The sequence below is a fragment of the Mycobacterium sp. NGS49 genome (assembly GCF_059812565.1).
In genome coordinates this window covers 1-26,344 of the sequence record NZ_JCALCX010000016.1, presented here as the reverse complement: position 1 = coordinate 26,344, position 26,344 = coordinate 1, and the positions used below count along the sequence as shown (strand labels likewise).

27 protein-coding genes are annotated in these 26,344 nt (G+C 69.3%); 12 read left to right on the top strand and 15 right to left on the bottom strand.

The genetic code is table 11. From position 1 onward, the window contains the following. The first annotated feature begins 47 nt into the window (after positions 1 to 47). From AC5Y7D_RS17985 to AC5Y7D_RS17975, 3 genes are read left to right on the top strand one after another with little or no spacing between them, the layout of a single operon-like run. Entirely contained in the window at positions 48 to 356 is a 309-nt protein-coding gene (locus AC5Y7D_RS17985; RefSeq protein ID WP_499926336.1) for a DUF3349 domain-containing protein, read from the top strand. Positions 357 to 415: 59 nt separating this feature from the next. Next, positions 416 to 1,495, top strand: a complete 1,080-nt coding sequence (menE, locus tag AC5Y7D_RS17980) for an o-succinylbenzoate--CoA ligase (protein ID WP_499926529.1) — start codon at positions 416 to 418, stop codon at positions 1,493 to 1,495. 9 nt (positions 1,496 to 1,504) lie between these two features. Then, positions 1,505 to 2,857, top strand: coding sequence for a hypothetical protein (locus AC5Y7D_RS17975; RefSeq protein WP_499926334.1), 1,353 nt, complete (start codon positions 1,505 to 1,507; stop codon positions 2,855 to 2,857). Positions 2,858 to 2,861: 4 nt separating this feature from the next. Here AC5Y7D_RS17975 and AC5Y7D_RS17970 read toward each other — a convergent pair whose 3' ends face one another. Genes AC5Y7D_RS17970 through AC5Y7D_RS17960 form a run of 3 tightly spaced genes read right to left on the bottom strand, consistent with a single transcriptional unit; the run spans position 2,862 to position 6,215 of the window. Continuing rightward, entirely contained in the window at positions 2,862 to 3,515 is a 654-nt protein-coding gene (locus tag AC5Y7D_RS17970; RefSeq protein WP_499926528.1) for a TIGR04282 family arsenosugar biosynthesis glycosyltransferase, read from the bottom strand. A gap of 2 nt (positions 3,516 to 3,517) precedes the next feature. After that, the gene (locus AC5Y7D_RS17965; RefSeq protein ID WP_499926332.1) at positions 3,518 to 4,171 is read right to left on the bottom strand and encodes a glycosyltransferase; all 654 of its coding nucleotides are present in this window, start codon (positions 4,169 to 4,171) and stop codon (positions 3,518 to 3,520) included. Positions 4,172 to 4,196: 25 nt separating this feature from the next. Continuing rightward, on the bottom strand, positions 4,197 to 6,215 hold the full coding sequence (locus AC5Y7D_RS17960; protein WP_499926331.1) for a DUF7159 family protein: 2,019 nt from the start codon (positions 6,213 to 6,215) through the stop codon (positions 4,197 to 4,199). A 311-nt stretch (positions 6,216 to 6,526) separates the two neighbouring features. On the opposite strand from AC5Y7D_RS17960, the gene AC5Y7D_RS17955 reads away from it, so the two are divergent. Further along, positions 6,527 to 8,188, top strand: a complete 1,662-nt coding sequence (locus AC5Y7D_RS17955; RefSeq protein ID WP_499926329.1) for a DUF7937 domain-containing protein — start codon at positions 6,527 to 6,529, stop codon at positions 8,186 to 8,188. Between the two features lie 15 nt (positions 8,189 to 8,203). Here the strand turns inward: AC5Y7D_RS17955 and AC5Y7D_RS17950 are convergent, their stop codons facing one another. Both AC5Y7D_RS17950 and AC5Y7D_RS17945 read right to left on the bottom strand, forming a co-directional pair. Next, positions 8,204 to 9,235, bottom strand: a complete 1,032-nt coding sequence (locus AC5Y7D_RS17950) for an NAD-dependent epimerase/dehydratase family protein (protein ID WP_499926327.1) — start codon at positions 9,233 to 9,235, stop codon at positions 8,204 to 8,206. After that, positions 9,232 to 10,026 carry an S-methyl-5'-thioadenosine phosphorylase gene (locus tag AC5Y7D_RS17945; RefSeq protein WP_499926326.1) on the bottom strand — a complete coding sequence of 265 codons (795 nt, stop codon included), beginning with the start codon at positions 10,024 to 10,026 and terminating at the stop codon, positions 9,232 to 9,234. Before AC5Y7D_RS17945 ends, AC5Y7D_RS17950 begins: the two co-directional genes overlap by 4 nt. Positions 10,027 to 10,042: 16 nt before the next feature. Here AC5Y7D_RS17945 and AC5Y7D_RS17940 point away from each other — a divergent pair, with 16 nt between their 5' ends. Both AC5Y7D_RS17940 and fabH read left to right on the top strand, forming a co-directional pair. Then, positions 10,043 to 10,915: a 1,4-dihydroxy-2-naphthoate polyprenyltransferase gene (locus AC5Y7D_RS17940; protein ID WP_499926324.1), complete on the top strand. Its 873-nt coding sequence runs from the start codon at positions 10,043 to 10,045 to the stop codon at positions 10,913 to 10,915. A 194-nt stretch (positions 10,916 to 11,109) separates the two neighbouring features. Then, positions 11,110 to 12,126: a beta-ketoacyl-ACP synthase III gene (gene fabH, locus AC5Y7D_RS17935; protein ID WP_499926322.1), complete on the top strand. Its 1,017-nt coding sequence runs from the start codon at positions 11,110 to 11,112 to the stop codon at positions 12,124 to 12,126. Positions 12,127 to 12,129: 3 nt separating this feature from the next. Here fabH and AC5Y7D_RS17930 read toward each other — a convergent pair whose 3' ends face one another. Then, positions 12,130 to 12,474, bottom strand: a complete 345-nt coding sequence (locus AC5Y7D_RS17930; protein ID WP_499926320.1) for a DUF4229 domain-containing protein — start codon at positions 12,472 to 12,474, stop codon at positions 12,130 to 12,132. Positions 12,475 to 12,520: 46 nt separating this feature from the next. On the opposite strand from AC5Y7D_RS17930, the gene AC5Y7D_RS17925 reads away from it, so the two are divergent. Further along, on the top strand, positions 12,521 to 12,676 hold the full coding sequence (locus tag AC5Y7D_RS17925) for a hypothetical protein (RefSeq protein WP_499926318.1): 156 nt from the start codon (positions 12,521 to 12,523) through the stop codon (positions 12,674 to 12,676). Here the strand turns inward: AC5Y7D_RS17925 and AC5Y7D_RS17920 are convergent. The 7 genes from AC5Y7D_RS17920 to hemL all read right to left on the bottom strand — a co-directional run bounded on the left by AC5Y7D_RS17920 (position 12,673) and on the right by hemL (position 20,016). Beyond that, positions 12,673 to 13,872: a MinD/ParA family ATP-binding protein gene (locus AC5Y7D_RS17920; protein WP_499926526.1), complete on the bottom strand. Its 1,200-nt coding sequence runs from the start codon at positions 13,870 to 13,872 to the stop codon at positions 12,673 to 12,675. The two genes, AC5Y7D_RS17925 and AC5Y7D_RS17920, sit on opposite strands and share 4 nt — an antisense overlap. 182 nt (positions 13,873 to 14,054) lie before the next feature. Further along, positions 14,055 to 15,023, bottom strand: a complete 969-nt coding sequence (ccsB, locus tag AC5Y7D_RS17915) for a c-type cytochrome biogenesis protein CcsB (protein ID WP_499926316.1) — start codon at positions 15,021 to 15,023, stop codon at positions 14,055 to 14,057. Further along, positions 15,020 to 16,573 (bottom strand): cytochrome c biogenesis protein ResB, encoded by a 1,554-nt coding sequence (locus AC5Y7D_RS17910; protein ID WP_499926524.1) that lies wholly within the window; start codon positions 16,571 to 16,573, stop codon positions 15,020 to 15,022. Before AC5Y7D_RS17910 ends, ccsB begins: the two co-directional genes overlap by 4 nt. 116 nt (positions 16,574 to 16,689) lie before the next feature. Continuing rightward, positions 16,690 to 17,469, bottom strand: coding sequence for a cytochrome c biogenesis CcdA family protein (locus tag AC5Y7D_RS17905; protein ID WP_499926315.1), 780 nt, complete (start codon positions 17,467 to 17,469; stop codon positions 16,690 to 16,692). Continuing rightward, the gene (locus AC5Y7D_RS17900; RefSeq protein ID WP_499926313.1) at positions 17,466 to 18,080 is read right to left on the bottom strand and encodes a TlpA disulfide reductase family protein; all 615 of its coding nucleotides are present in this window, start codon (positions 18,078 to 18,080) and stop codon (positions 17,466 to 17,468) included. Before AC5Y7D_RS17900 ends, AC5Y7D_RS17905 begins: the two co-directional genes overlap by 4 nt. Further along, on the bottom strand, positions 18,077 to 18,685 hold the full coding sequence (locus AC5Y7D_RS17895) for a histidine phosphatase family protein (protein ID WP_499926311.1): 609 nt from the start codon (positions 18,683 to 18,685) through the stop codon (positions 18,077 to 18,079). Before AC5Y7D_RS17895 ends, AC5Y7D_RS17900 begins: the two co-directional genes overlap by 4 nt. Continuing rightward, positions 18,685 to 20,016 carry a glutamate-1-semialdehyde 2,1-aminomutase gene (gene hemL / locus AC5Y7D_RS17890; protein WP_499926309.1) on the bottom strand — a complete coding sequence of 444 codons (1,332 nt, stop codon included), beginning with the start codon at positions 20,014 to 20,016 and terminating at the stop codon, positions 18,685 to 18,687. The genes AC5Y7D_RS17895 and hemL overlap by 1 nt, the downstream gene beginning before the upstream one ends. Before the next feature lie 57 nt (positions 20,017 to 20,073). Here hemL and AC5Y7D_RS17885 point away from each other — a divergent pair, with 57 nt between their 5' ends. Genes AC5Y7D_RS17885 through AC5Y7D_RS17875 form a run of 3 tightly spaced genes read left to right on the top strand, consistent with a single transcriptional unit; the run spans position 20,074 to position 22,557 of the window. Beyond that, on the top strand, positions 20,074 to 20,466 hold the full coding sequence (locus tag AC5Y7D_RS17885) for a nitroreductase family deazaflavin-dependent oxidoreductase (protein ID WP_499926308.1): 393 nt from the start codon (positions 20,074 to 20,076) through the stop codon (positions 20,464 to 20,466). Then, positions 20,463 to 21,620: an enolase C-terminal domain-like protein gene (locus AC5Y7D_RS17880; protein ID WP_499926306.1), complete on the top strand. Its 1,158-nt coding sequence runs from the start codon at positions 20,463 to 20,465 to the stop codon at positions 21,618 to 21,620. Before AC5Y7D_RS17885 ends, AC5Y7D_RS17880 begins: the two co-directional genes overlap by 4 nt. A gap of 10 nt (positions 21,621 to 21,630) precedes the next feature. Beyond that, a complete protein-coding gene (locus AC5Y7D_RS17875; RefSeq protein ID WP_499926305.1) occupies positions 21,631 to 22,557 on the top strand; it encodes a ketopantoate reductase family protein in 927 nt (308 codons plus the stop codon). Between the two features lie 4 nt (positions 22,558 to 22,561). On the opposite strand, the gene AC5Y7D_RS17870 is transcribed toward AC5Y7D_RS17875, so the two are convergent. Together AC5Y7D_RS17870 and AC5Y7D_RS17865 are read right to left on the bottom strand one after the other, a co-directional pair. Further along, positions 22,562 to 23,401: a glucose 1-dehydrogenase gene (locus AC5Y7D_RS17870; RefSeq protein ID WP_499926303.1), complete on the bottom strand. Its 840-nt coding sequence runs from the start codon at positions 23,399 to 23,401 to the stop codon at positions 22,562 to 22,564. Between the two features lie 106 nt (positions 23,402 to 23,507). After that, positions 23,508 to 25,046, bottom strand: coding sequence for an FAD-dependent oxidoreductase (locus tag AC5Y7D_RS17865; RefSeq protein ID WP_499926302.1), 1,539 nt, complete (start codon positions 25,044 to 25,046; stop codon positions 23,508 to 23,510). A 271-nt stretch (positions 25,047 to 25,317) separates the two neighbouring features. Between AC5Y7D_RS17865 and AC5Y7D_RS17860 the strand changes: the two genes are divergently transcribed. Next, a complete protein-coding gene (locus tag AC5Y7D_RS17860; protein WP_499926300.1) occupies positions 25,318 to 25,590 on the top strand; it encodes a WGxxGxxG family protein in 273 nt (90 codons plus the stop codon). Positions 25,591 to 25,763: 173 nt separating this feature from the next. After that, positions 25,764 to 26,344 (top strand): hemerythrin domain-containing protein (locus AC5Y7D_RS17855; protein ID WP_499926298.1); only part of this gene is annotated, 581 nt, incomplete at its 3' end.

The window sequence follows — 26,344 nt, the reverse complement described above, 5'->3', positions numbered from 1 at the left end:
CGTCAGGCAGGTTTTGGGGTCGGCGCGGGGGGTAAGTTGGTCGCACAATGAACCGATTTCTGAGTTCAATCGTCTCGTGGCTGCGCGCGGGATACCCGGACGGCATTCCGCCGACGGATTCCTTTGCCGTGCTCGCGTTGCTGGCGCGGCGCCTGACCAATGACGAAATCGTCACGGTGGCCAACGAACTGACCCGGCGCGGCGAACTGGACATCGACAACATTGACATCGGCGTCGCGATCACCCAGCTGACCGACGAACTGCCCGCCCCCGAGGACGTCGAGCGCGTCCGGAAGCGACTTGCCGTCCAGGGTTGGCCGCTGGATAACGCGCGCGACAACGGAGAGCACGCATAGCGGTCCTGCGGGCCCTGCAGGTCGCACCCGGGTCGGCGACCCGGCAGCTGCTGCCCGCCCTGCACCGAGTTCTCGACGGCAGGGATTCCGCGCTCGTCGCCGTGCCGGAGCATGAGGTCGAGTCCATGGCGCGCGCCTTACGGGTGGGTGAGGAGATCGACGACGATGTCGCCTTGGTGGTGACGACGTCGGGCACCACCGGCGCACCCAAGGGGGCGCTGCTGACGGCAGCCGCACTGACCGCGAGCGCAGCCGCCACCCACCGGCGTCTCGGCGGACCGGGCCGCTGGCTGCTCGCCGTACCCCCGTATCACATCGCCGGGTTGCAGGTGCTGATCCGCAGTGCCCTCGCGGGTGCTGAGCCGGTCGAGCTGGATGTGTCCGGTGGCTTCGATGTCAGCGAGTTGCCAACTGCCATAAGCCGTCTGGGTTCTGGACGGCGGTACACCGCGCTGGTGGCCGCTCAGCTGGCCAAGGCACTGGCCGACCCCGCCGCCACGGATGCACTCGCCGAGCTGGACGCCATCCTGCTGGGCGGCGGACCGGCGCCGCGACCGGTGCTCGATGCCGCCGCCGCGGCCGGCATCACGGTGGTCCGTACCTACGGGATGAGCGAAACGGCGGGCGGTTGTGTCTACGACGGCGTTCCGCTGGACGGGGTCGGACTGCGGGTACGCCCGGACGGCCGGATCGTGCTGGGCGGCGTCACCCTGGCCAAAGGTTACCGCAACCCGGTCGATCCCAACCCGTTCACGGCGGGCTGGTTTGTCACCGATGACCTTGGTTCCGTCGATGATTCGGGTGTGCTGACGGTGCTGGGCCGGGTCGACGACGCGATCAGCACCGGCGGATTGACGGTGCTGCCGGGACTCGTCGAGGCCGCCCTGTGCACCCACCCCGCGGTCGGCGACTGTGCGGTGTTCGGGCTGGACGACGCCCGCCTGGGCCAGCGGGTGGTCGCCGCCGTCGTGATCGGTGGCAATTCGGCGCCGCCGACGCTCGAGGAATTGCGCGCCCATGTCGCGCGCACCCTCGACGCCACCGCCGCACCGCGTGAGCTGCATGTGGTCGCCGAGCTGCCGCGCCGCGGCATCGGCAAGGTCGACCGCCGGGCGTTGGTGCAGCGGTTCGGCCAATAGGCTGCTGCTGTGAAAATCGCCCGCCGGGAGATGTTTGCGGTCACGGCCGCGGCGATGCTGGTGGCCGCCGCGTTCGTGCTGCCCCGGCTGAACATCGGCGTCAAGCCCCGCTCGGACATCGGTTTGGAACGGTTCGCCATGCGTGCCGGTGCCGCCCCGATCTTCGGCTACTGGGACATCCACGCCGGCTGGGGTACCGTGGCCGCGATCCTCATCGCGGCGGCCACCGTCTGGTGGGGCCCGTCTGTGGCGCAACGGGTTTCCTGGCGGATGCTGGTTGCCGGCAGCTGGGCGACGGCGGCGGCGTGGGCGTTTTCGCTGGCGATGATCGACGGCTGGCAGCGCGGCTTCGCGGGCCGGTTGACCACCCGGGACGAATACTTGTGGGAAGTGCCCGGCGTCCATGACATTCCCGCGACGCTGCGCACATTCGCCGGCCGGATCGTCGACTTCCAGCCGGATTCCTGGACCACCCACGTGTCCGGGCATCCGCCGGGCGCGCTGCTGACATTCGTGTGGCTGGACCGCATCGGCCTGCACGGCGGGGCCTGGGCCGGTTTGTGGTGCCTCTTGGTGGGCTCCGGCGCAGCGGCGGCCGTGCTGGTCACCATCCGGGCACTGTCGGACGAGAACACCGCGCGCCGCGCGGCCCCGTTCGTCGCGGTGGCCCCGACGGCGATCTGGGTTGCGGTATCGGCCGACGGATACTTCGCCGGGGTGGCGGCCTGGGGCATCGCTTTGCTGGTGGTGGCCGTGCACGGCCGGGTGCGCCACCCGGCGCTGTTCGGGGCGGCAGCGGGACTGGTGCTCGGCTGGGGGATCTTCCTCAGCTACGGCCTGGTGCTGATCGGGTTGCCGGCCCTGGCGGTGCTGATCTCGGCGCAGCACTGGCGGGCGGTGTTGCGGGCGCTGGGGCCCGCCGTGCTGGCGGCGGTAGCGGTGGCGGTGACCTTCGCGGTGGCGGGATTCTTCTGGTTCGACGGCTACAACCTGGTGCAGCAACGCTATTGGCAGGGCATCGCGAAAGATCGGCCCTTTGCGTACTGGAGCTGGGCCAACCTGGCGTGTGTGGTCTGCTCCATCGGATTGGGTTCCGTCGCGGGGATCAGCCGGGTATTCGACAAGGCGGCGATCCGTCGCCGTTGCGGCCTGCACCTGCTTTTGCTGGCCGCGCTGACCGCGATTGTCTGCGCCGACCTGAGCATGCTGAGCAAGGCCGAGACGGAACGGATCTGGCTGCCGTTCACGGTGTGGCTCACCGCGGCGCCGGTGTTGCTGCCGGCCCGCTCGCATCGGATGTGGCTGGCGCTCAATGCCACCGGAGCACTGCTGCTCAACAGCGTCATCTTCACGAACTGGTAGCGAGTCAGCCCAGCGCGCGCGTGATGCGCGCGAAGCGACTGTCCGGTCCGCAGGCCCGGCGCACCGCCGCCACGTCGTCGATGACGTCGACGTCAGCCAGCCGCTGCAGCAACGACACCTCGACATCGTTGTCGCGCAATGCCTTCAGCGTCAGATCACCGGTATCCGGCTGCGACATCGGCACCCCGCGCAGACATTGAGCGGCGGCGGGATTGCTTAACCCGAGCACCCACCAGCCGCCGTCGGTCGCCATTCCCAGCACGGCCGGCGTCTTCAGTAACCGTTGCGCGCAATCCGACAGCAGCTCGGCGCTCACCTGCGGCGTGTCCATCCCGATCTGCAGTACCGGATAACCCGCGCAACCGGCGTCGGCATGGGCGTTCGCGAGGCGGTCGGCGAAGTCCTCGCCCCGCTGCTCGACGACGGTGAAAGACTCCAGCCGTTGCCGGATTTCGTCGGCACTGGCCGCGGCGGTCAAATCGCCGGTCAGGGCGACCATTCGCGCGGCCACCGGGGCCGCGGCCACCGCATCCAGCGTGTCGAGCAACGCGGCGGCGGCGATCTCGGCGGCAACGCGGTCACCGACGGCCGCCGCCAGCCGAGTCTTGGCGCGCCCCGGCTCGGGCGCCTTGGCGACGACCAGGACCGTGACCGGCACCGTCACGAGATCACCTTCCAGAAATCCAGGATCGCAGTGACGCTGCCGCGCAGCGACCCGCTCACCTTGGATTTGCCGCCCGTGCGCGGGCCGTAGCTGACATCGACTTCCACCACCCGCCAGCCCGCGGCCGCGGCGCGCACCAGCAGCTCCAGCGGATAACCCGACCGCCGGTCGGCGACACCCAGTTCGAGTAGCGCCTCGCGCCGGGCCACCCGCATGGGCGCGATGTCGTGCACCGGCAGACGATGGCGGGTGCGCAGCCGCCAGCTCATCACCTCGGTACCCACCCGGGCGACCCACGGCCAGTGCAGGCCGGGTACCGGGCGGCGCCGGCCGGTGACCATGTCGGCGCCGCGGTCCAACTCCTCGACCAGCCTGGGCAGATCGCCCGGATCCAGCGAGCCGTCGGCGTCGATGACCGCCACGATGGGTGTGGTCGCGGCAACCACTCCCGCGTGTACCGCGGCACCGTAGCCGGGCCGTGGTTCGGCGACCACCCGCGCGCCGTGCCGGGCCGCCACCGCGGCGGTGCCGTCGGTGCTGTTGTTGTCCACCACCAGTGCCTGATAGCCGGCCGGGATAGCGGCCAGCACGGCTGGCAGCGACTCCTCCTCATCGAGGCAGGGCAAGACCACAGTCACGTCGACGGACACGGCTTCCCACCCTAGTGGGGAGCGATCAGTTCACGCCCCCGCTGCCGCTGCCGCCCGACGGCGCCCGGGGCGCCAGGGTGGGCACCTTCGGGACCTGCGGCGCCTGCGTCTGCGGCGCCCTGGGCTGGGGCGCCTGCGTCTGGGGCGCCTGCGTCTGCGGCGCCTGGGTCTGCGGCGCCTGCGTTTGCGGCGCCTGCGTTTGCGGGGCCTGGGTCTGCGGCGCCTGCGTCTGCTGGGTCGGGGCCTGGGTGGGCTGTGGCGCGACGGTAGTCGGTTGCGGTGCGACGGTGGTGGGCGCAACCGTCGTCGGGGCCGCCGTGGTGGGCGCAACCGTGGTCGTCTTCGGCGCCTGAGTGGTCGGCGGAGTCGTCGGCGGCGTGGTAGGCGGCGTCGTCGGAGGCGTCGTCGTCGGCGGCGTCGTCGGCGGCGTGGTGGGCGGCGTGGTAGCGGGCGTCGTCGGCGGCGTGGTCGGCGGCGTGGTCGGCGGCGTCGTGTACGTCGGCGTGGGCGCCGTCGTCGGCGGCGTCACAATCGGCCAGGTCGGCATGCCGGGCTGCCAACCCGGGTAGGGCGGAATGAAAACCGGTACCGGCACGGGCGCCGGAACGGGAACCGGAGCCACCGGCGCGGGCGCAGGTACGGGCGCCGCGGGGGCCGGGCGCGGAACATTCTGGACAGCGGGAATGCTGCCGCCCTGGAATCCCATGGTGGGCAGGTCGGGCGGTGGCGGGGGAACCGGTGCCTGTTGTTCGGTGGGTAGCAGCGGCATGAACTTGCCCGGCTGGGCGTTCTGATGTCCCTCGACGGGCAGTGTGGACGCGGTCGGCCGGACGGTGACCGCAACCGCGACGGCAAGCGACGCGAAGCCGAGGACGGCAAACCCCATCACCGCGTTGCTGATCAGCAGCCGCCGCAGATTGTGCGGCTGCCCGGCGGCCGCCTCTGGATCGTCCTCGTCGAAGCCGTCGTCGTACTCGTCGTACTCGTCGCCGTACTCGCCGAAGCCGTCCGTGTCGACCGGAAGAATGTCGTACTCGCTGGCCTGCGAATACGCCAGCTGCTCGTCGCCCGTGCCGGGCTGCCCAGCGTCGGGAGAGGACATGTAGGCGGTCGCATCACCCGGGATCTGCGCAGCCATGGTCGCGTCGGGGGAGACCGTCGGAGCGGCCATCGTCGCGTCCGGTGAGACCGCCGGGGCGGCCACCGTCGCGCCGCCGGCGAATCCCTGCTGACCATGGAGGTGTTGGGCCAGGCCCTGGTGCGCCATCGTCGCTCCCAGCCCGGACGCGTCGGGCGAGGAGGTCGGACCGCCCGGTCCGCCGCCCGGGAACGCCGACCCGTCGGGGGACGAGGTGGGAGCACCACCGGGCGCCCCGAACCCCGCCCCATCGGCGGGTATCGCCGGGGCCGCCATCGTCGCGTCGGCGGCCGCCCCGTGTGCCAGCGCGAAATCGGCATCGGGCGGAATCTGCACGCTCATGGTCGACGCGGACTGCAGATGGTCGGCGAACATCGCGGTCTGTTCAGGCGACGTGCCCACCACCAGCACATCGTTCGGGCTGCCGGCCTGCCCGGGAATCTGGGACATCAGCGTGTCGAAAGTGGCACCGGGATCGCTCTCCACCGGTGTGGAAGCCATGATGGTCGGAGGTGCATCCGGGTCCCCGGACACGGCCAGGCTCGCCGTTTCGCTGCCGACGAGCAGCACCGCCGCGGCGGCACCCCGTCCCGGCGCCAGCAGCGCGCCGGCAGCCTGCGACTCCGAAACCACCTCGACGTTGCGCACGCGCGCGTAATCCAGTGCTTGGCGCAGCTGGTCAGCCCGATACGGGTCGGACCAGACCAAGCGAGTCGCGACCAGCCGGTGGCCTTCGTCACCCAGCAGCCGATCTGTGCCGACGACCGTCTCGGTCAGGTCCGCGACCGGGTTGTCCGACAGGTCGACCGTGGACTGGTCGATTACCTGGTTACCGCGCCCGGCCGCCTCAACCAGAGCCAGGCGTGCGACCTGGCCGGTGACGGCCACCCCCAACACGACATCCATCTACGGCTCCCCTTCGGCCGGCCACCCCACAACCAGCAATGTCCCGGCATCATTACACTTCGTACTGACGGAAGTATTCGTCATTCGGGCGTTCAGGCACCCCCTAGACCGCAGCGTAATCGGATTTCCACCCCACCGGGATGCTCACCCAGGATCCCGCCCACGTTCATAACCTGCTCACAGCCGCTGCCGTACATCCGAATGGAGAATATGTTCGCAAGGGAACAACGCAATGGGCCCGGCAGGGGGTTCCCGTGCGACGCCACCGAACCTGCCCCGGCAGTACCCGACCTCGATCCCTGGGGGGCATCGTGAGCCTGAACACCGACGACACGCCGACCGGCCCCATCGTAGGCGCGCGACAGGCCCCTCCCGGCCCGCCCGGCACGGGCGGCCCGGGTTCCGACGCTCGCGCGCGCCTCACGCGGCGGCGCAACTTCGTCCGCGACTTCGCCGCCTGCTGTCTGCTGGTGCTGGCCCTGCTGTTCCCGTGGAACCTGTTCTTCGGTCTCTGCATCCCGGGCAGCAGCGTGGTGTGGTGGGCGTTGCTCACACTGGTGACGCTGCTGTCGGTGGTTTCGCTGGTGGCAACGCGGCGAGCCGGTCCGGACTCCGGCGCACGGCTTCGCCTCATCCTGAACACTCCCTACTTTCTGCTGATTGCGGGTTTCGTCGGATACGACGTGTTCGAGTCGATCCGCTCGGGTGGCACCGTGCACGTACCCGGCGGCGTCGGGCCGGGCGCATGGCTGGGTGCCGCGGGCGCGGTGTTGGCCGCGCAACCGCCGCTGACCCGTCCCGACACCGACGAAGACAGCTACCACAGGTGGCTGCGCGCCGCCCGGCTCATCGGCTACGCCTCCATGTTCGGGGCGTCCCTGAGCGCCGGGTTCAACCTGTGCTGGCGGGTGCGCTACGCGCTGCAGAACACCGGCGGCTCAGAGTCTTTCGGGACCCGCAACACCACCGTCATCCTGACCGCGGTGGTCTACGGTGCGGTGGCGCTGGTGGCGGTGCTGGTGGCCTCGCGCTGGATACTGCGCAATACCCCGGCCTCCCGGTTCGCCATCTTCGCGCTCGGTGTCTCCGCACTGCTGGCGGGGATGCTGGTGTGGCTACTTCCCGCCGGCCGTGAGATCGATGCGTTTCACGGCATCGAGCAGAACACCTCGACGGCGGGGGTGGGCTACGAGGGGTATCTGGCCTGGGCCGCGGCCGCGGCCCTGTTCCTGCCGCTGACGCTGTTCAGTGCGCCGGAGGTGCGCAAAGACCGCGAGGTGTGGCGCAACGCGATCCGCAAAGGGCTGACGCTGATCGCCGTCTGGTGCGTGGGCTCGGCGCTGATGCGGATCACCGATCTCCTGGTCGCGGTGATGCTCAACTACCCCTCCTTCCCGTACAACTCCCTGACGCTGGCGGCCTTCGGTGGCACGACCGCGGCACTGGCGCTGTGGATTCGCGTCAAGCTGGCGTCCGGGGCGCTGCGCTCACGGTTGATCACCTGGTTGAGCGGCTTGGTGTGCGCCTTGACGATTTCCCGGGTGATCCTGGGCGTCGTGCTGGCCCCCCGCTTCGAGCAGAAGCCGGCCTACAACCCCGTCTACGGGAACGATCTCGCCCAGCAGATCAGCAGCACCTTCGATGTGACGCTGTGCGGTCTGGCCATGTTCATCCTCGCGGCCGTCATCGCCGCCGGGCAGATCCGTAAGCCGCGGCGGCGGTTACGGCGGCGACGGCCGGTGTCGCGCCCGACCGCCGGGATGCGGCCCCCGGTGCCCGTGCCCACCCGGCCCGGCGCTCCCGCGCCGCCGTCAGAGGCCAGGACGACGCAGTTTGGCGCCCAACCAACCCAGCACGACGCACCCACGACGGTGCTGTCCGCGCCGGGCCCCGCGCCGCGGATCTTCCGGTCCGCAGAAACCACCGGACCGGTGCGTCCGAAGATCTTCCGGCCGCCCGGCAAGCCTTCGTAGGCTGCCCGGGCGCCGCTACCGCAGCGGGGCGAAAGCGAACTCGCGCAGTCCCGCCAGCGGCTCGACCGAGGCCCGGAAGCCCAGCACGTCGGCCGCACGGGCGGGATCGGCGACGATGTGGCGCACGTCCCCACTGCGGTATTGCCCGGTGATCACCGGGGACAGCCCGCCGCCCCGCGCTTCGCACAACGCGGCGGCCACCTCGCGGATGGCAATGGGACGCCCCGAGCAGACGTTGGCCGGGGTGAACCCGCCCGGGTCCGCGGTGATCGCGGCGAGGTTGGCGGCGGCGATGTCGTCCACGTGCACGAAGTCACGCATCTGACCACCGTCCTCGAAGACCCGCGGCGGTTCCCCTTTCTCCAGTGACGAGCGGAAGATGGCCGCCACTCCCGAGTAGGGGGTGTCGCGGGGCATGCCGGGCCCGTACACGTTGTGATAGCGCAACGCGACCACCGAACCGCCGGTGGCCTCCGACCAGGCCAAGGCATAGTGCTCCTGCGCGGTCTTGCTGGCCGCGTACAGGCTGCGGGGGCGCAGCGCAGCGTCCTCGTCCACCAACTGCCAGCCGACCGGTTCGCCGCAATGGGGACAGCGATGCTCGAAGACTCCGGCGTCGAGATCGCTGCGCCGCCGCGGCTGCGGGTCGACCGACCCGTGCTCGCCGCACCGGTAGCGCCCCTGCCCGTACACCACCATCGACGACGCGAGCACCAGTCGCGACACCCCGGCGGCGAACATCTGCGCCAGCAGCACCGTCGTGCCGTAATCGTTGTGCCAGCCGTACTCCGGTGCGTCGGCGGCATTCACCCCGGCACCCACCATCGCGGCCTGGTGGCACACCAGATCGACACCGGCCAACAGCGCAGCGAGCGCGTCGGCGTCGCGCACGTCGACGCGGTGACAACCCGGCGGCAGCACGGCATCCGCGCCGTGCGCGGCGGGCAGCAGGATGTCGACGCCCACCACCTCATGGCCGGCAGCGCGCAGCGCCGCATCCACCCGGGAACCGATGAAACCGGCCGCGCCGGTCAGCAGCACCTTCATGGCAGCTCGAAAGGCAATGGGACCCCGGCGTGCCGCAGGCAGTGCGAGCAGGTGCGCTCACCCTCGACACGACCGATCCCCGTTCGTACCAGTTGCTTGAACATCTCGATGTTCTGCCCGAACTCGGCGAACACATCGACACCCTTCACGCCGTCACCGACAGCCACACCTGCGTCCACATCTGTGATCAAAGCTATTGCGGCATAACATAATTCGAGTTCGCGAGCGAGGACCGCCTCCGGATAACCGGTCATGTTGACCAGGGTGAACCCGGCCGCGGCGAACCACTGACTTTCCGCGCGGGTGGAGAACCGGGGACCCTGGATCACCACCATGGTGCCGCCGTCGACCACGTCGGGCAGGGCGGTGAGGGCGGTGCGCAGCGTCGGACAATACGGGTCGGCGAAGCTGGTGTGCACCCCGCCGGATTCGAAGTAGGTGTCCGCCCGGCCGCTGGTGCGATCGACGAGCTGGTCGGGTACCACCACGGCGCCGCGCTCGATCGCGGGATTCAGGCTGCCGACCGCGCAGGGGGCGATCACCCGCCGGACGCCCAGGGCGCGCAGCGCCCACATGTTGGCGCGGTACGGCACCGTATGTGCCGAGTATTCGTGCTTGGCGCCGTGCCGGGGCAGAAAAGCGACCTCATGCTCGCCGACGGTGCCGATCGTGATCGGCGCGCTGGGCTCGCCCCACGGGGTGGTCGGGCGAACCGTGTGGGTGCCTGAATCGAAAAACGTATAGAAGCCGGTACCGCCGATCACTGCGAGCACCCGGCCAATGTTATGCATAGGGCAGGATGCGGTGGTGGCCAGTTTTGCCCAGTGGATCACCGGGGCGCGTCCGCGCACGCTGCCGAACGCGGTAGCCCCCGTCATCGCCGGCACCGGGGCCGCGGCCTGGCTGCACGGCGCGGTGTGGTGGAAGGCGCTGCTGGCGTTGGCGGTGGCCGTCTCGTTCGTGGTCGGGGTCAACTACGCCAACGACTACTCCGACGGCATCCGCGGCACCGATGACGAGCGGGCCGGCCCGATGAGGTTGGTGGGTTCGCGGCTGGCATCCCCGCGCGCGGTGCTGACCGCGGCGCTGGTGAGCCTTGCCGCCGGCTGTGTGGCCGGCCTGGCGCTGGCGTTGGTCAGCGCGCCGTGGCTGATCGCGGTCGGCGCCGTATCGGTGCTGGGTGCCTGGCTCTACACCGGCGGATCGCGGCCGTACGGCTACTCGGGGCTGGGCGAGGTCGCGGTGTTCGTGTTCTTCGGGCTGGTTGCGGTCCTGGGCACCGAGTACACGCAGGCCCTGCGGATCGACTGGGTGGGCATGGTGCTGGCTGTCGGCATCGGCGCGCTGTCCTCATCGGTACTGGTGGCCAACAACCTGCGGGACATACCCACCGACGCGATTTCCGGGAAGATCACCCTTGCCGTCCGCCTCGGCGATGGCCGCACCCGCGTGCTCTACCACACGCTGCTGGCCATCCCCGGGCTGCTGACGCCGGTGCTGATGCTGGCCACCCCGTGGTGCGCGGCAGGTCTGCTGGCCGCGCCGCTGGCCGTGCGCGCCGACCGTCCGGTCCGATCCGGCAGGCGCGGACCGGAGCTGATCCCGGTACTGCGCGACACCGGGCTGGCCATGGTGGTGTGGGCGGTCGCGGTGGCCGCCGCGCTGGCTCTCGCGCGGTAAAGCCACTGTCAGGCCCCAGGCCTACCGGCCGCCCATCGTGCTCTGCCTGTCCAAGTTGCGCTGAATCGGGCCGGATCCGACCCGATTCCACCACCTCGTCCTCGACCCCGGTGCACGCGCGATGCGGGCACGCCTAGAGTCGATCACGCCCCCGGCGGCATCGAGAATGCGGCGGCGGCGGGAAGGACGCGGCAATGATGGAGATCGCCACAGCCACTGGCCCCACGAACATCGGACTGCTCAGTGTCGGTGCATACCGCCCCGAGCGAGTCGTCACCAACGACGAGATATGCGAGAACATCGACTCGTCCGACGAATGGATCTACTCACGCACCGGAATCAAAACGCGCCGGTTCGCCGCCGACGAGGAGTCCGCTGCGTCGATGGCGGCCGAGGCCTGTCGTCGCGCACTGGCCAACGCCGAGTTGGCCGCGGGTGACATCGACGGCGTCATCGTCACCACCAACACCCACTTTCTGCAGACTCCGCCGGCCGCCCCGATGGTCGCTGCCGCGCTCGGCGCCCAAGACGTCCTCGGTTTCGACATCTCGGCGGGGTGCGCCGGGTTCGGGTACGCATTGAGCACGGCCACCAACCTGATCCGGAGCGGGGGGGCGCGCAAGATGCTGGTGGTCGGCACCGAGAAGTTGTCCCCGACGATCGACATGTACGACCGCGGCAACTGCTTCATCTTCGCCGACGGCGCCGCCGCGGTGGTGGTGGGCGAGACACCGTTCCAGGGCATCGGACCCACCATCGCGGGCAGCGACGGCGAACAGTCCAGTGCCATTCGCCAGGACATCGACTGGATCACGTTCGCCCAGAACCCCAGTGGCCCAAGGCCGTTCGTGAGGTTGGAGGGGCCTGCGGTTTTCCGCTGGGCGGCATTCAAGATGGGCGACGTCGGGCGCCGGGCACTGGAGGCAGCCGGGGTCGGACCCGATCAGATCGACGTCTTCGTCCCGCACCAGGCCAACACCCGGATCAACGACCTGCTGGTCAAGAACCTGCAGTTGCGGCCGGACACCGTCGTGGCCAACGACATCGAGCATGCCGGGAACACCTCTGCGGCTTCCATACCGCTGGCGATCGCCGAACTCATGGACAGCGGGGCGGCCAAACCGGGTGATCTGGCTCTGCTCATCGGGTACGGCGCGGGTCTCACCTATGCCGCTCAGGTCGTGCGGATGCCGCTGCACAGCGACGGCTGAGCATCACTGCTCGTCCGGATCCGTGGCGACGGGCTCGCCGCGCAGGCGGGCCCGCAACTGCTCACGTTCGCGGCGGCGGCGCTCACCGGCCACCGCGAGCGTGGCGGTTGCCCGCCGGCGCAGCGGGGTGAACACCCAGATGCCCAACGGCATGGCGATGATCAGACCACCCAGGGCAGCCACCACCAGCGGGAAGTCGGTCACACCCAGCAGGTGCGCCAGCCCGTAGATCGCGGCGGTGACCACCACGAACAACAGCAGCCGGGCCATCACGTAGAGCAGCACCGCCAGGACGCCCCGGCCGGCACCCAAACCGTCATCCGTCTTGTCGCTACGCGCTTCTGACACGGTCTGAGCCTACGACGCGGGTATATTTGCCCGAAGGAGGTGTCGAGTGCTCTACCTGCTCGTCGTCCTGGTACTGGGGACGTTGATCTATCTTGGCTGGCGCGCGGCGCGGTCGCAGACCCGCCCGCCCAAGACCCGGGTGATCGGACCCGACGATGATCCAGAATTCCTGCGCCGGTTGGGTGACAACAAGCCGCGCTAGACGAAGTTCGGATTGGCGCGCCGCGGATCGCCCGGGAACCCGTCGGCGACCGCCGCTGCCAACTCGGCGATGGCCTCGCGGGTGTCCCGCTTCAATCGGTCCAGGTTGATTTCGGCGCCTTCCTCCAGGTGGGCGTCGAACGGCACCACCCGCACCGCACGGCACCGCCGCTCGAAGTGGTCGATCACCTTCTGCATGTCGACCTTGCCCGAGCGGGACCGCAAACCGTTGATCACCGCGATCGAGTTGCGCACCAGCTCCTCGTAGCCATGTGCCTCCAGCCAGTCCAGCGTCGCCGAGGCGCTGCGGGCGCCGTCGATCGATCCGGAGGCCACCACAATGAGCACATCGGACTTGGCCAGGATGGCCGGCATCGCCGAGTGCAGCAGCCCGGTTCCGCAGTCGGTGAACACCAGGCCGTAGAAGCGCTCCAGGATCTCCACGGCGCGGGTGTAGTCGTCACCGCTGAAGGCCTCCGAGACCGCTGGATCGCTTTCCGAGGCCAGGATTTCCAGCCCCTCCGCGTTCTGCGAGGTGTAGCTGCGGATGTCGCTGTAGCGGTCGATGCTGTCCGCGTCCCGCAGCAGGTGGCGCACCGTCGCCGGTGTCTCGAGCGGAACCTTCTGGCTCAGCGTGCCGCGGTCCGGGTTGGCGTCCACCGCGACCACCCGGTCGCCCCGGACGGAGGCGAAGGTGGATCCGAGCGACGCGGTGATCGTGGTCTTGCCGACACCGCCCTTCAACGACAGCACCGCGATGCGGTAGCAGCCGCGCAGCGGGCGGTTGATCTGGGCGACCAGGTTGTTGTGCCGGGTTGCGCGGGGGCTCTCCCCCAGGTTGATCAACTGGCCGGACAGCACGTAGAGGGCGCGGCGCCAGCCCTCCGACGGCGGCGGCTTGACCGGCCGCAGCAGCATCGTGGTGGACAGCTCCGGATACGGCGCGTGCGGTAGCGGCTCCGGGCGGAACTGGGGCCGGTCCTGGGCGGGGTGCTCGGGCGGGCCGGGGTAGTAGGCGCCGTAGGCCGTCGGGTCGACGCGCGGGACCCCGGTCACCGGTCCCGTCGTCGGACCGGGATCCCACTGGGGGCGTTCGCCTTCCACGGACGGTGGCGGCGCCACGCTCGCGGGGTCGGGGGCAGGGGTGCGCCGCTCGGTGCGGAATCCGGCGAATGCCCGGGTAGGCGCCTCGCCGATCGGGTCCGCGGGTAGCTGCGACTCTGCGGTCGGTTTGTCCGGACTGACATTGGGACCGCCACTACCTTCGCCGTGGCCCGGGTAAACCCGCTGCGTCCCCGCGCCCGGCGTTGGATGCTCTGACACTCCCAGTCCCCCTTTGTTGGCCCCGCCCGGCCCGTTGCCCGGACGGTTGCAGTCGGTCAGCCCACCCCGGCATAGGAGTGCAGGCCGACCGTCACCAGGTTAACGAAGAACAGGTTGAAGACCATGGCGACGAAGCCGACGACGTTGATCCAGGCGGCCTTGCGGTCCCGCCAACCGGCGGTTGACCTGGCATGCAGGTAGGCGGCGTAGACCACCCATGCGATGAAAGACACCGTTTCCTTGGGATCCCAGCCCCAGTAGCGGCCCCACGCCTCCTCGGCCCAGATCGCCCCGAAGATGACGCCGAACCCGAACACCGGGAAGGCGAAGATCGTGGTCCGGTAGGCGATCCGATCCAGCGTCCGGGCATCCGGGAAGCGCTGCACCAGCCGCGGCAGAGTGCCTTCGGCGCCGGAGTCACCCAGCCGCGAGGTGCGCATCAGGAACAGCATGCTGGCGATGCCGGCGACCAGGAACACCCCCGAGCCGAGGCTGACCACCGACACGTGAATCGGCAGCCAGTAGGACTGCAGGGCCGGCATCACCGGTGCGGCGCTGGCGTACAGCCACCGGCCGGACACGGTCAGCAGGATCAGCACCGGGAGCAGTAGGAAGACCCACAGCGGGCGGTACTGCGGACGGCGCAGCACGACCGCGCCGGCGATCAGCCCCGACATGCAGGTCAAGTTGATGAACTCGTACATGTTGCCCCACGGCACCCGCATGGTGGCCAGGCCCCGCAGCACGATGCAGGCGAACAGCAGGCCGATACCGAGGTAGAGGACAGCCAGGCCGGCGCGGCCGACGCGTTCGTCCAGCGGTCGCTGCGCTGTGTCGGCGACGATGCCCGGGGCGGCGCTGTCGGTGTCGACAGTGCCGGCCGGCACCGGTTCCAGGTTCCGCGTCCGGGCGTAGGCCAGTTCGTAGGCCAGCAGCAGCAGCGCCACCACCAGTGCCACCACCGCCGAGGTGAACGCCCAGTCCGAGTACCGGGCCAGGCCGATGTTGATGTGCTGGGTGTTCATGTCACGTCCACTTTCGTTTCGGCTCGCTCGGCGTCGGGGGCGCCGAACCCGGCCACCAACCGCTCGGTCAGCCGTTCGAACTCGTCGCCCCATCCGGAGTTGTCGGTGCGTGCCAGACCGCCCAATTCGACGTCAACCGTATCTGGAGTGCCGGTGACCGGCGTAAGGCGAACCCACACCCGGCGCCGCCGCACCAGCAGCGAGACCAGCAGCCCGGCCATCATCGTGATGGCGAAGACCAGCACCCAGACCTGGCCGGGATCGTAAGAGACCTGCAGGTTGACGAACGGCACCGCGCCGTCGAAGCGGACTGTCGTGCCGGCCGCGGGACCCTGGTCGATCCGCACCTGCTCGCCGACCCGCAGATTGACCCGCTTCTCCTTGACCAGCCGGCCCTGCTCGATCAGCCGCGGATCCAGGTTGAACAACGACTGCGGCCGCCCGGTGTCCAGGCCGGTGTCGCCCCGGTAGATGTCGATGGCCACCGCCGGGTCGTTGAGCGCGGGAAACCGCGACGACAACAAGGTGCCGTCGAGCTGCTCGGTAGGCGCCAGCAGGCCCTGGATGGCGATCTGGTGTTGCCGGCGTTCCTCGGCGCTGCGATAACTGCCGGCCGGCGGATCGATGCGCGCCACCCCGGAGGACAGCAGGGTCTGCGGATTGTCGGGCCGCCATTGCATGGTCGAGGTGCGGGTCTTGCCGTTGGGGAACGTCACCGTGAAGGTGGGGGCGTAGCCGTGGCCCTGCAGGTACACCCGGTTGCCGCCGATGCGCAGCGGGTGGTTGACCTCGAGCCGGTAGGGCCGCCAGGTGTTGGACGTCAGGTCGTCACCGGCCTGGTAGGCGATATCGGCGGCGAACGAGGTGGCCTGCCCGGACGGCAGGTAGTTCGCCTGAAAGTTGTTGACCCGCAGGCAGACCGGGTGCAGCGAGGTGCCGTCGACGGTGTTGCCGGCGCGGAATGAGTCAAATGCCGCCGGGGACGCCGAACAGAAGCCCGGACCGCCGTCGGCGATGACGATGACGTTGCCCTCGTAGCCGAACAGCTTGCCGACGGCGACGGCGACCAGCAGGCCCAGCAACGAGAAGTGGAAGACGAGGTTGCCGAATTCGCGCAGGTAGCCCTTCTCGGCGGAGACTTCGACGGTTGCCCCGTGGTGCCGCGTGGTGGTGCGCCAGCCGCGCAGCCGGTCGGTGACCGTCGCGGCGAGGGCTTCGGGATCGCCGGCCGCCCGGGCCTCGGCGTGCTTGGGCAGGCGGGACAGATTGCGCGGCGCGGCCACCGGGGTGGCCCGCAGGCTGCGGGCGTGCTCGAAGATGCGCGGCGTCAGGCAGCCGACCAGCGATACGAACAGCAGGACGTAGATGGCGGTGAACCAGAAGCTGGAGAACACGTCGAAGGCCTGCAACTCGTTGAGCCACGGCCCGATCATCGGGTGCACGCGCAGGTACTCGTCGACCTTGGCGGCGTTCAGGCTGCGCTGCGGCAACAGCGCTCCGGGAATCGCGGCGAGCGCCAACAGGAACAGCAGCACCAGCGCGGTGCCCATCGACGTCAGCGACCGCCAGGTGTTGCGCACTTTCCCCGCGACCGCTCCCCCCGCGAGCAGTCGCAAAATCGCACCAAAACCTCCGGTTTTGTGCGATTTTGTGACTGCTCGCGCCATTAGATCGGCAGCCTGATATCGGAGACGAAGGCGTCGCGCAGCCAGGACACGAAGTCGTTCCACGCTCCGGTGACCAGCGCCGCGCCCACCGCGATCAACAGGATGCCGCCAAGCACCTGAATCGCGCGGGTGTGGCGGCGCAACCAGCCCAGCCCGGCCACCGCCCTGGCCGAGCCGAAGGCCAGCAGCACGAACGGGATGCCCAGGCCGAGGCAGTACGCAATCACCAGCGCGATGCCACGGGCGACGTTGGCGCCGTCGGTCGCGGAGGCCACGGTGATCACCCCGGTCAGCGTCGGCCCCAGGCACGGCGTCCAGCCGAGCGCGAAAACCGCACCGAGCAACGGAGCCCCGGCGACCGTGGTCCACTGCCGCGGGCTGAACCGGGCCTGACGCTGCAGTGCCGGGATGAGCCCCACGAACACCAGACCCATGACGATGGTCAGCACGCCGCCCACTCGCTGCAGCAGCAGCTGATTGGTGATCAACGTGGTCGTCATGCCCAGTACGACGACCGTGCCCAGCACGAACACCGTGGTGAACCCGGCAACGAACAGCGCCGCCGATCCGGCGACCCGCCAGCGCGCCGCCGGCGGCGCCTTGACGGTGCCGCGACCGTCCGGTTCGTCCACGCCGACCACCGCAGCCAGATAGGACAGGTAGCCGGGCACCAGCGGCACCACGCACGGCGACGCGAACGACACCAGGCCCGCCAGCAGGCACGCGCCGAGCGCCACCAACAGTGGCCCGGCGGCAGCGATGTGGGCGAACCCGGTCACTGCGGTCCCGACGTCGCTTTGGCCGGCGACTCGGCGGCGACTCGCTCGACCACCGGCTTCAGGTCCTCGGCGAGCAGTTCGCGCAGGAACACCGCGGCCACCCGGTGCTGACGGTCGAGCACCAGCGTGGAAGGAATGACGGTGGTCGGGTACTTGCCGCCGAACGCGATCAAGGTGCGCATCGGCGGGTCGTAGATCGACGGGAACGTCACGTGCCGATCGTTGACGAAGTCCTGGGCCGCCTCGCGGCTGTTGTCGCGGACGTCGATGCCGAGGAACGAGACGCCGGCATCGCGGGTCGCGTCGTAGACCCGCTGCAATTGCCCGATCTCGGCGCGGCACGGGCCGCACCACTGGCCCCACACATTGACGACGACGACCTGACCCGCAAAGTCGTTCAACGAGATGGTCCGTGTTGGGTCGACCAGGCTGGGCCCGGAGAGTGGGCCGGGACGGCCGCGGCCGGCCGGCGGGTCGTAGAAGATATCGGTCTTCCCGCCCGGCGAGACGAACTCGAAGGTGCCCCCCTGCGCCACGGCGTCCCGCCCGGAGCAGCCCGTGAGCAGCCCCGCCAGCATGGCCGTGGCGATCAGAAAGAAGCGCACGGTCATCCGGCCGCCGGTTCTGCGTACTCCACGCCGACCAGTCGGTCGCCGTCGTAGACCAGCGAGGTCACCGACGCCAATCCGCATTCCCGGCGCCGGGGGTCGTGCCAGAGCCGCCGGCCCGTCACATACATGCGCAGCGTCCACACCGGCAACTGGTGGCTGACGCACACCACCTCGTGGCCGGCGGCGCGGGCGCGCGCCTTGTCGGCGGCGGCCGCCATCCGGGCGGCGATCTGGCTGTACGGCTCGCCCCAGGACGGGATGAACGGGTTCCGCAGCTGCCACCAGAATCGCGGGTCGCGCCAGGCGCCGTCGCCCGGACCCACCTTGCGGCCCTCGAAGAAGTTGGCCGACTCGATCAGGTCGTGGTCGGTGTCCACCGGCAGGTTGTGCCGCGCGGCGATGGGAGCGGCGGTTTCCTGGGCGCGCTGCAGCGGCGAGGCGATCACCGCGACGATGTCGCGGTGCGCCAGGAAGTCGGCGACGGCGGCGGCCTGTGCGGCCCCGTTCTCGGACAGGCGGAAACCGGGCAGCCGGCCGTAGAGGACGCCGGCCGGGTTGTGCACCTCGCCGTGGCGCACCACGTGGACCCGGGTCTGTTCGGCCATCAGGATCGTTCCTCCCGCGCCGCGGCCGCGGCCGCGGCCGGCAGCGCGTCCGCGATCCGCTCGAAGGCGCTGTCGTCGAGCGCCGCCGAGACGAACCACGCCTCGAAGGCACTGCACGGCGGGTAGACGCCCGCGTCGAGCAGGGCATGAAAAAACGCCGGATAACGCCAGGTCTGGCTGGCCCGCGCGGAGGCGAAGTCGGTCACCGGAGCTTCGCCGAAGAACACGCTGAGCATGTTGCCGGCCCTCGGAATCTGGTGTGGCACACCGGCATTCGTCAGTGCATCAGCCAGCAGCGCGGCCAGCCGGCCGGCGTTGGCGTCCAGTGCGGCATACACCGCGTCGTCGGCCGCCCGCAGCGTCGCCAGCCCGGCCGCCATCGCCACCGGATTACCCGACAGTGTGCCGGCCTGATACACCGGCCCGAGTGGCGCCAGTCGCTCCATCACCTCGACGCGGCCGCCGAACGCCGCGGCGGGCAGGCCGCCACTCATCACCTTGCCGAAAGTGAATAGGTCCGCCTCGACGGGATCGATTCCGTACCAACCACTTCGGCTCACCCGGAAGCCGGTCATCACCTCGTCGGAGATCAGCAGCGCACCGTGTTCGGCGGTGATCGCACGCAATGCCGCGTTGTAACCCGGTGTCGGGGGGACCACGCCCATGTTGCCGGGGCTGGCCTCGGTGATCACCGCGGCGATCTGCTCGCCGAACCGTGCGAAGGTCTCCCGGACGGCGTCGATGTCGTTGTAGGGCAACACAATCGTGTCGGCCGCGGCGGCGCCGGTGACACCGGGCGAGGACGGCAGCCCCAGCGTGGCCACCCCGGAGCCCGCGTCGGCCAGCAACGCATCCGCGTGGCCGTGGTAACAGCCGGAGAACTTGACGATCTTGGGCCGGCCGGTGAAGCCGCGCGCCAGCCGGATCGCGCTCATGGTGGCCTCGGTGCCGGAGTTCACCAGCCGGATCCGCTCGACGGGGGCGACCCGCCCGATGATCTCGGTGGCCAGTTCGGTCTCGGTGGGCGTCGGGGCGCCGAACGACAGGCCGTGGGCCGCTGCCCTGGTGACGGCATCGACGACGGCCGGGTGGGCGTGGCCGAGGATCATCGGTCCCCAGGAGCAGACCAGATCGACGTAGCTGTTGCCGTCTGCGTCGGTCAGCCGGCAGCCGCGGGCCTCGGTGATGAACCGCGGAGTGCCGCCCACCGCGGTGAACGCCCGCACCGGTGAGTTCACCCCGCCGGGTATCACCGCGCAGGCGTCGGAGAACAGCTGCGCCGAGGCGCGCACCTGCGCGGTTGCCTGGTCGGTGAGCTGCTCGGACCCCATGCCGACCAGTGTCCCAGCCGCGCCGACCGGTTCAACTACAGGGTGTAAGAGTTATTCATGCAATTCCCCCAAGGCCTCGCCCGGTTCAACCGGTATGTCACCAACCCCATCCAGCGGATGTGGGCCGGCCGGATCCCGCTGCACGGCATTCTCGAACACGTCGGCCGGCGTTCCGGCGCCGCCTACCGCACCCCCCTGGTGGTGTTCAACGCCGACATCGGCGGCAAGCCCGGTTATGCCATCTTGCTTACCTACGGCCCAAATCGCGACTGGCTCAAGAACATCAAGGCCGCGGGCGGTGGCCGGCTGCGCCGACACGGCAAGACGGTCGGCGTGACCGACCCGCGAGTCGTCAGCAAGGCCGAGGCGGCCGGGCACGTGACCAGCGCCCGGCGGGTGTTCGCCAGGCTGCCGTTCGAAGAAGCCGTGCTGCTCACCAAGAGCGAGTGACGCATCTCACGGAGATTCGGGAGCGGGCCGTCGGCCTTCGGGGCAGCCCCGCGAACGCGTTGGTCAATTTCGCGGGCCACACCGTCTCACTGCTGGCGCTGATCGGCCGCCACGACGGCAAACGCGTGGTGGGCGTGGCCTTCGATTCGATCGGCCGGTTCGCCCAGAGCGGGATCCTGCGAGACCGGATGATTCCGCGGGTGCTCGCGGCTCCCCCGGACGCGCTGCTCGACGATTCGGGACGGCTTGACCCGGCAGCGCTCGTGGCCTGCGCCCTGCGCGACGAGAAGCCGGGCGGACATGGCGACCGGGCCGCCGCGGCCGCCGCCCTGGAGCTGGCGTGCTGGGACTTGAACGCCAAACTCGACGACGAACCCGCCTGCGCGAGCATCGCGCGTCGGTACGGGCGCGATGCTCTGGGCTCCGTACCGGTGTATGCGGCCGGGGGTTACTACTACCCCGACCAGAACCTCGCCGCGCTGCGCGCGGAGATGCGGTCCTATCTGGACCTCGGTTATGACGCGGTGAAGATGAAGATCGGCGGTGTGCCGAAAAGCGAGGATCTGGCCCGCGTCGAGGCCGTCATCGACGTCGTCGGCGACGGCAGCCGGGTAGCGGTTGACGCGAACGGCAGGTTCGACCGGTCCGCCGCAACGGACTGGGCCGCGGCTCTGGCCGGGTACCGGCTGCGCTGGTACGAAGAACCGGGCGATCCGCTGGATTTCGAGCTGAACCGTGCGGTGACGGATTGCTACGACGGCCCGGTAGCCACCGGTGAGAACCTCTTCTCGCTGCCCGATGTGGTCAACCTGGTCCGCTACGGCGGCATGCGGCCGGGCCGCGACATCTTCCAGATGGATGCGGGTCTGAGCTACGGGCTGGGTGAGTACGTACGGATGCTCGAGGTGCTGGAGTCACACGGCTTCGACCGCCGCTTCGCCTTCCCGCACGGCGGTCACCTGATCAACCTGCACATCGCGGCCGGGCTCGGTCTGGGCGGTTGCGAGTCCTATCCCGGCGTCTTCCAGCCCTTCGGCGGCTATCCCGACCGTTGCACATTGCGCGACGGCATGATCACGCCGACACCGGCACCGGGTTTCGGGCTGGAGTGCAAGAACGGCCTGGCCGAAGCGATCAGCGGGCTGACGGCTTAGGAGCGCAAAGATGAAGATCGCCGTAATCGGTTGTGGTGCAATGGGTTCGATCTATGCCGCCAAACTGGCCGCCGCGGGCAACGACGTGCTGGTGGTGGACCGGTACCGGCCCGGCATCGATCAGATCGCCGAGCACGGGCTACGGGTCACCGGGCCGGATTATGACCAGACGGTGCGGCTGCGGGCCAGCACCGCCGCCGTGGCAGAGACGATGGATCTGATCGTGCTGGCCGTCAAGGCCGCTGACGTGACAACGGCTGCGCAGCAGGCCCTTCCGATGCTGGGCGAGGACACCGTGGTCTTGACCATCCAGAACGGGCTGGGCTCGGCGGAGACCGTGGCCGGCATCGTCGGTGCCCGGCGCCTCGCGGTCGGGATCGCCAGCGGGTTCGGTGCCGCCCGGGTGGCGCCCGGACATGTCCACCACAATGCGATGCGCGCCCTGCGGTTCGGCGCCCATTGGGAGCTGCCGCATCCGGCGGTCGAGTCGATCGCACGGGTCTGGGCCGAAGCCGGCTTCGACGCCGCGGCGGTCACCGACATCGCCGCGATGCAGTGGGAGAAGCTGATCTGCAACGTCGCCTACAGTGCACCGTGTGCGCTCACCGGGATGACGGTCGGCCAGGTGCTGGACGACCCCGAGATGGGCCCGGTCAGCCGCGCGGCGGCGACGGAGGCGTGGCGGGTGGCCTGGGCGTCCGACATCGCCATCGAGGTGACCGATCCCGTTTCGCACGTCCGCGCGTTCGGCGCCGCCATGCCGGATGCGAAGCCTTCGGCGCTGCTGGATCACGAGGCGCACCGGATCAGCGAGATCGACGTCATCAACGGCGCCGTGCCGCGGCAGGGCGCGCGGGTGGGTGTCGAAGCCCCGGTGAACGCCACGCTCACCGCGTTGGTCAAGTCGATCGAACGCCGTTGGGCTGCAACGGCATAAGCCGTTACAGGATCGGCCGGCCGCCGGTCACGGCTACCCGCGCACCGGAGACGTAGCTGGCGTCGTCGGAGGCGAGCAGCACATAGACCGGCGCCAGCTCGGCCGGCTGCCCGGCGCGGCCCAGCGGAACGTTGTCCCCGAACGACTTGACCTTCTCGGGGGGCATGGTCGCGGGGATCAGGGGTGTCCAGATCGGGCCAGGCGCCACACTGTTGACGCGAATACCCTTGGGCCCCAACATCTGAGCCAGGCTGGCGGAGAGGTTCGCGACGGCCGCCTTGGTCGCCGCGTACGGGGCCAGAGTGGGATTCGGGGAGTCGGAGTTCACCGAGGAACTGCCGATGATCGAAGACCCGGCCGTCATGTGCGGCAGGGCGGCTTTGGTGAGGTAGAAGTATGCCCCGACGTTCAGCCGGAACGTGTGGTCCCACTCCTCGTCGGAGATCTCCTCGAGGCTCTCATGGGTCATCTGGAAGGCGGCATTGTTCACCAGCACGTCGATGCGGCCCAACTCCGCAACGGCTCGATCGACCACCGCGCGGCAATGTTTCGGGTCGGAGAGGTCTCCCGGCACCAGTACGCACTTGCGTCCGGCATCCTCGACGTAGCGCGCGGTGTCCCGGGCGTCGCCGTCCTCGTTCAGATATGCCAGCAGCACATCCGCGCCCTCCCGGGCGAATGCAATCGCGACGGCGCGACCGATCCCGCTGTCGCCGCCGGTGATCACCGCACTCTTCCCGGTCAGCTTGCCGGATCCGGCGTAGCTGTTCTCCCCGCAATCGGGAACGGGTTCCATCTCTGCCTGAACGCCCGGTACGGGTTGTTGTTGCTCTGGAAATCCCACTAGCCGTTTCTCTCCTTGGAGCTCAGGCGTGGTTGAGTAGCCGCTCCCGACACCGACAAGCCTGCCCACCGGCGGACGTGGCGATCCAAGTGTCCAGCCGCATAATTCATTTGGTGCGGGTCAGATCCGTCGTGGCCGGCCCCTCGAGGAGGCTGCCGTCCGGCGCGAACCGCGATCCGTGCAACGGGCATTCCCATGCTTTGTCCGCATCGTTCCAATTCACGATCCCACCGAGATGGGTGCACACCGGCGACACTTCGTGCTCGACACCTTCGACGACGCAGCGCGCCCGCAGGTTCCACGGCGGTCCACTGACCACGCCACCCTCGTCGCTCCTGGGTTCGGGCCGCCCGATGCGCGTTGATGGCGTGACCCACCCTCTGGCCAGGTTGAACCCCACCTCGAGGTTGGCGCTCAAAGCAGTCGTCAAACCGGACAATTCGTGCGGACTCCAACTGGCGAACGCACCCGCCCAGTCCATCCGGCCGCCCAGGATGCGACTGGACAGCGCGAGCGCGGCCGCCGGTCCGTTGGTCATTCCCCATTTGTTGAATCCGGTTGCCACAAAAATCTTTTCGTTGCTCGGCAGGATCGGGCCGACGTAGGGCAACTGATCGATCGGGGTGTAGTCCTGCGCCGACCAGTAATGAGTCTTCACCGCCCCCGGAAAGTGGTTCCGGGTCCACTCGTCGAGCTCGGCAAGCGCTTTCGACGGACTCTTCTTGCGCCCCACCGGGTGTCCGGCTCCGCCGACGATCAGCACTTCCTCCCCGTTCCCAGTGGGGGCATAGCGGACCGAGCGGGTCGGCGAGTCGGTGGAGATCATCATCGCCCGGGTGATCTCGCCCGGCACCCGGTAGGCCATGCAGTAGGACCGACTCGGTTTCAGCCTGGCGAAGAAGCCGCCGCGATCGAGTATCGGGATGCCGGTCGCCAGGACCAGTTGCCGGGCGGACACCTCGGCGTCCGCCTCGGTGCCGTCGGCGGTTTGCTCTCCCCCGCCGGTGTCGACGTGCAGCCGCAGTCCATCCCCGCTGCCCGACACCTTGCGCACCCGCGCACCCTCGGCAAGGCGCCCGCCGCGGTCCAGCAGCTCGACGACCAGGCTGTCCAGGAACGGGACGGGGTCGAATTGCGCCTGGTCCGGTAGCCGCACGCCGCCGTGAAACGAGAACGGCACGTCGGCCCGGTCGTCCCAGCTGACCGGCAGACCGACGGCACTGCACGCCAGCCACTCCGCGCGCGCCGACGGCACGCCCCGGGCCGACTGCGCGTAGGTGTACGCGTCTTCCCGCTGGACGTCTATTCCGTGGGTGTCGCAGTGGTGCAACACCCATTCCATGCCTTCGCGGTTGCCTTCGACATAGGCTCTCGCCGTGCTTCGGCCATGCCGCGCAATGATTTTGCTCAGGTGGGTACTCTGCAGCAGGCTCAGCTTTGCGGTGGTGTTCCCGCTGGCTCCCGCGCCGACGGCACGGGCTTCCAGGACCAGTACGTCCTTGCCGGCCCGCGCCAGCAGCACGGCTGTTATCAAGCCGGTGATGCCCGCTCCGACCACCACCACGTCGGCGGATCCGCCGACGTTCCCGGAGGTCTTTCCGTCCCAGGGCTTTTGGCCGCGGTCAGCTAACCACAGTGACACCATGGGATACCAAGTACCCAGAGCGGACGGGCTGAAACAGCGGGCGGAGACGCCGGACAGCGCGTTACCGAAATGATTTCCGAACCATGACTTTTCGCTGCACGACACATTTCTTCGTCTTTGGTCGATTTCGGCCCGGCCAGGTTTCGGCCGATATCGCCGGGGTATCAATGCATCACGGCGGGAGTCGTACGCTCCTCGCCGTCGTCCGATGAACTAGATCCAACTGGTTCGAACCCGATTCCGGTCGTTCGCGACCGAAAAGGAGAATGACATGCGTTACACGATTGCTGCCTGCTGCGCCGCTACGGCACTGACCTTCGGCGGTGCAGGTATCGCAAATGCCACCGTCGACCAGGCTCCGGTTCCGTCTTCGACGACCACCACGCTGGCCGACACCGACAACAACCAGCAGAAGGAAGACAACACCGGCCTGTGGGGCCTGACCGGCCTGCTCGGCCTGGCCGGACTCGCCGGGCTGGCACGGCGCAAGCACAACGACGCCACCATCCAGACGGGCGCCGCAACTCGCCGACCCACGGTGTAGCGCTTTCGTCGAACGCCTCCGTCAGCGGCCACCGCCGACGGAGGCGTTTGGCGTCTCCGGGGCCACTGCTGAAAACCACATACACTGCGGCGCTTGATGTTTCATCATTGCGTCGTTTTCGCAGCGAGTTCCGCGGGTACTAGCAGTGATTGCTACACACGAAAGGCCACGATATGGATGCATTGACGTTTCTCCGCCAGGATCACAAGAGCGTCCTGGGCATGCTGGAGGTACTGGACGGGGCACCGCAAGGTGACGGCGCCCAGGCGAGTGGACTCGAGACGATGGTGAACAACCTGATCATCGCGGAGTCGCAACACGAGGCGGTCGAGGAGCAGTTCTTCTGGCCGGCCGTGCGGCGCGCTGTCGAAGGCGGCGACGAGCTGGCCGGCCAGGCAATCGCGCAGGAAGACGCCGGCAAGAAGTTGCTACAGCGACTTCAGGACAGTGACCCGGGCGAGCCGGACTACCACGAGGCCCTCAAGGAGTTCGTCGAGGCGGGCCGCGAACACATCATGTTCGAGCAGAACGTGGTGTGGCCGCGCTTTTCTGCTGCGGTAGACCGGCAGGAACTCGAGGAGCTCGGGGGAAAGCTGGAGACCGCGAAGAAGGTGGCGGTGACCCGGCCACACCCGAACACACCGTCGGACTCGTTGACACAGAAGACGATCGGCATGGGCGCCGCCGTCGTCGACCATGTGCGCGATGCGGTCACCGGCCGCGCGGCCGACAACCCCCCGGATCCCCAGATTCA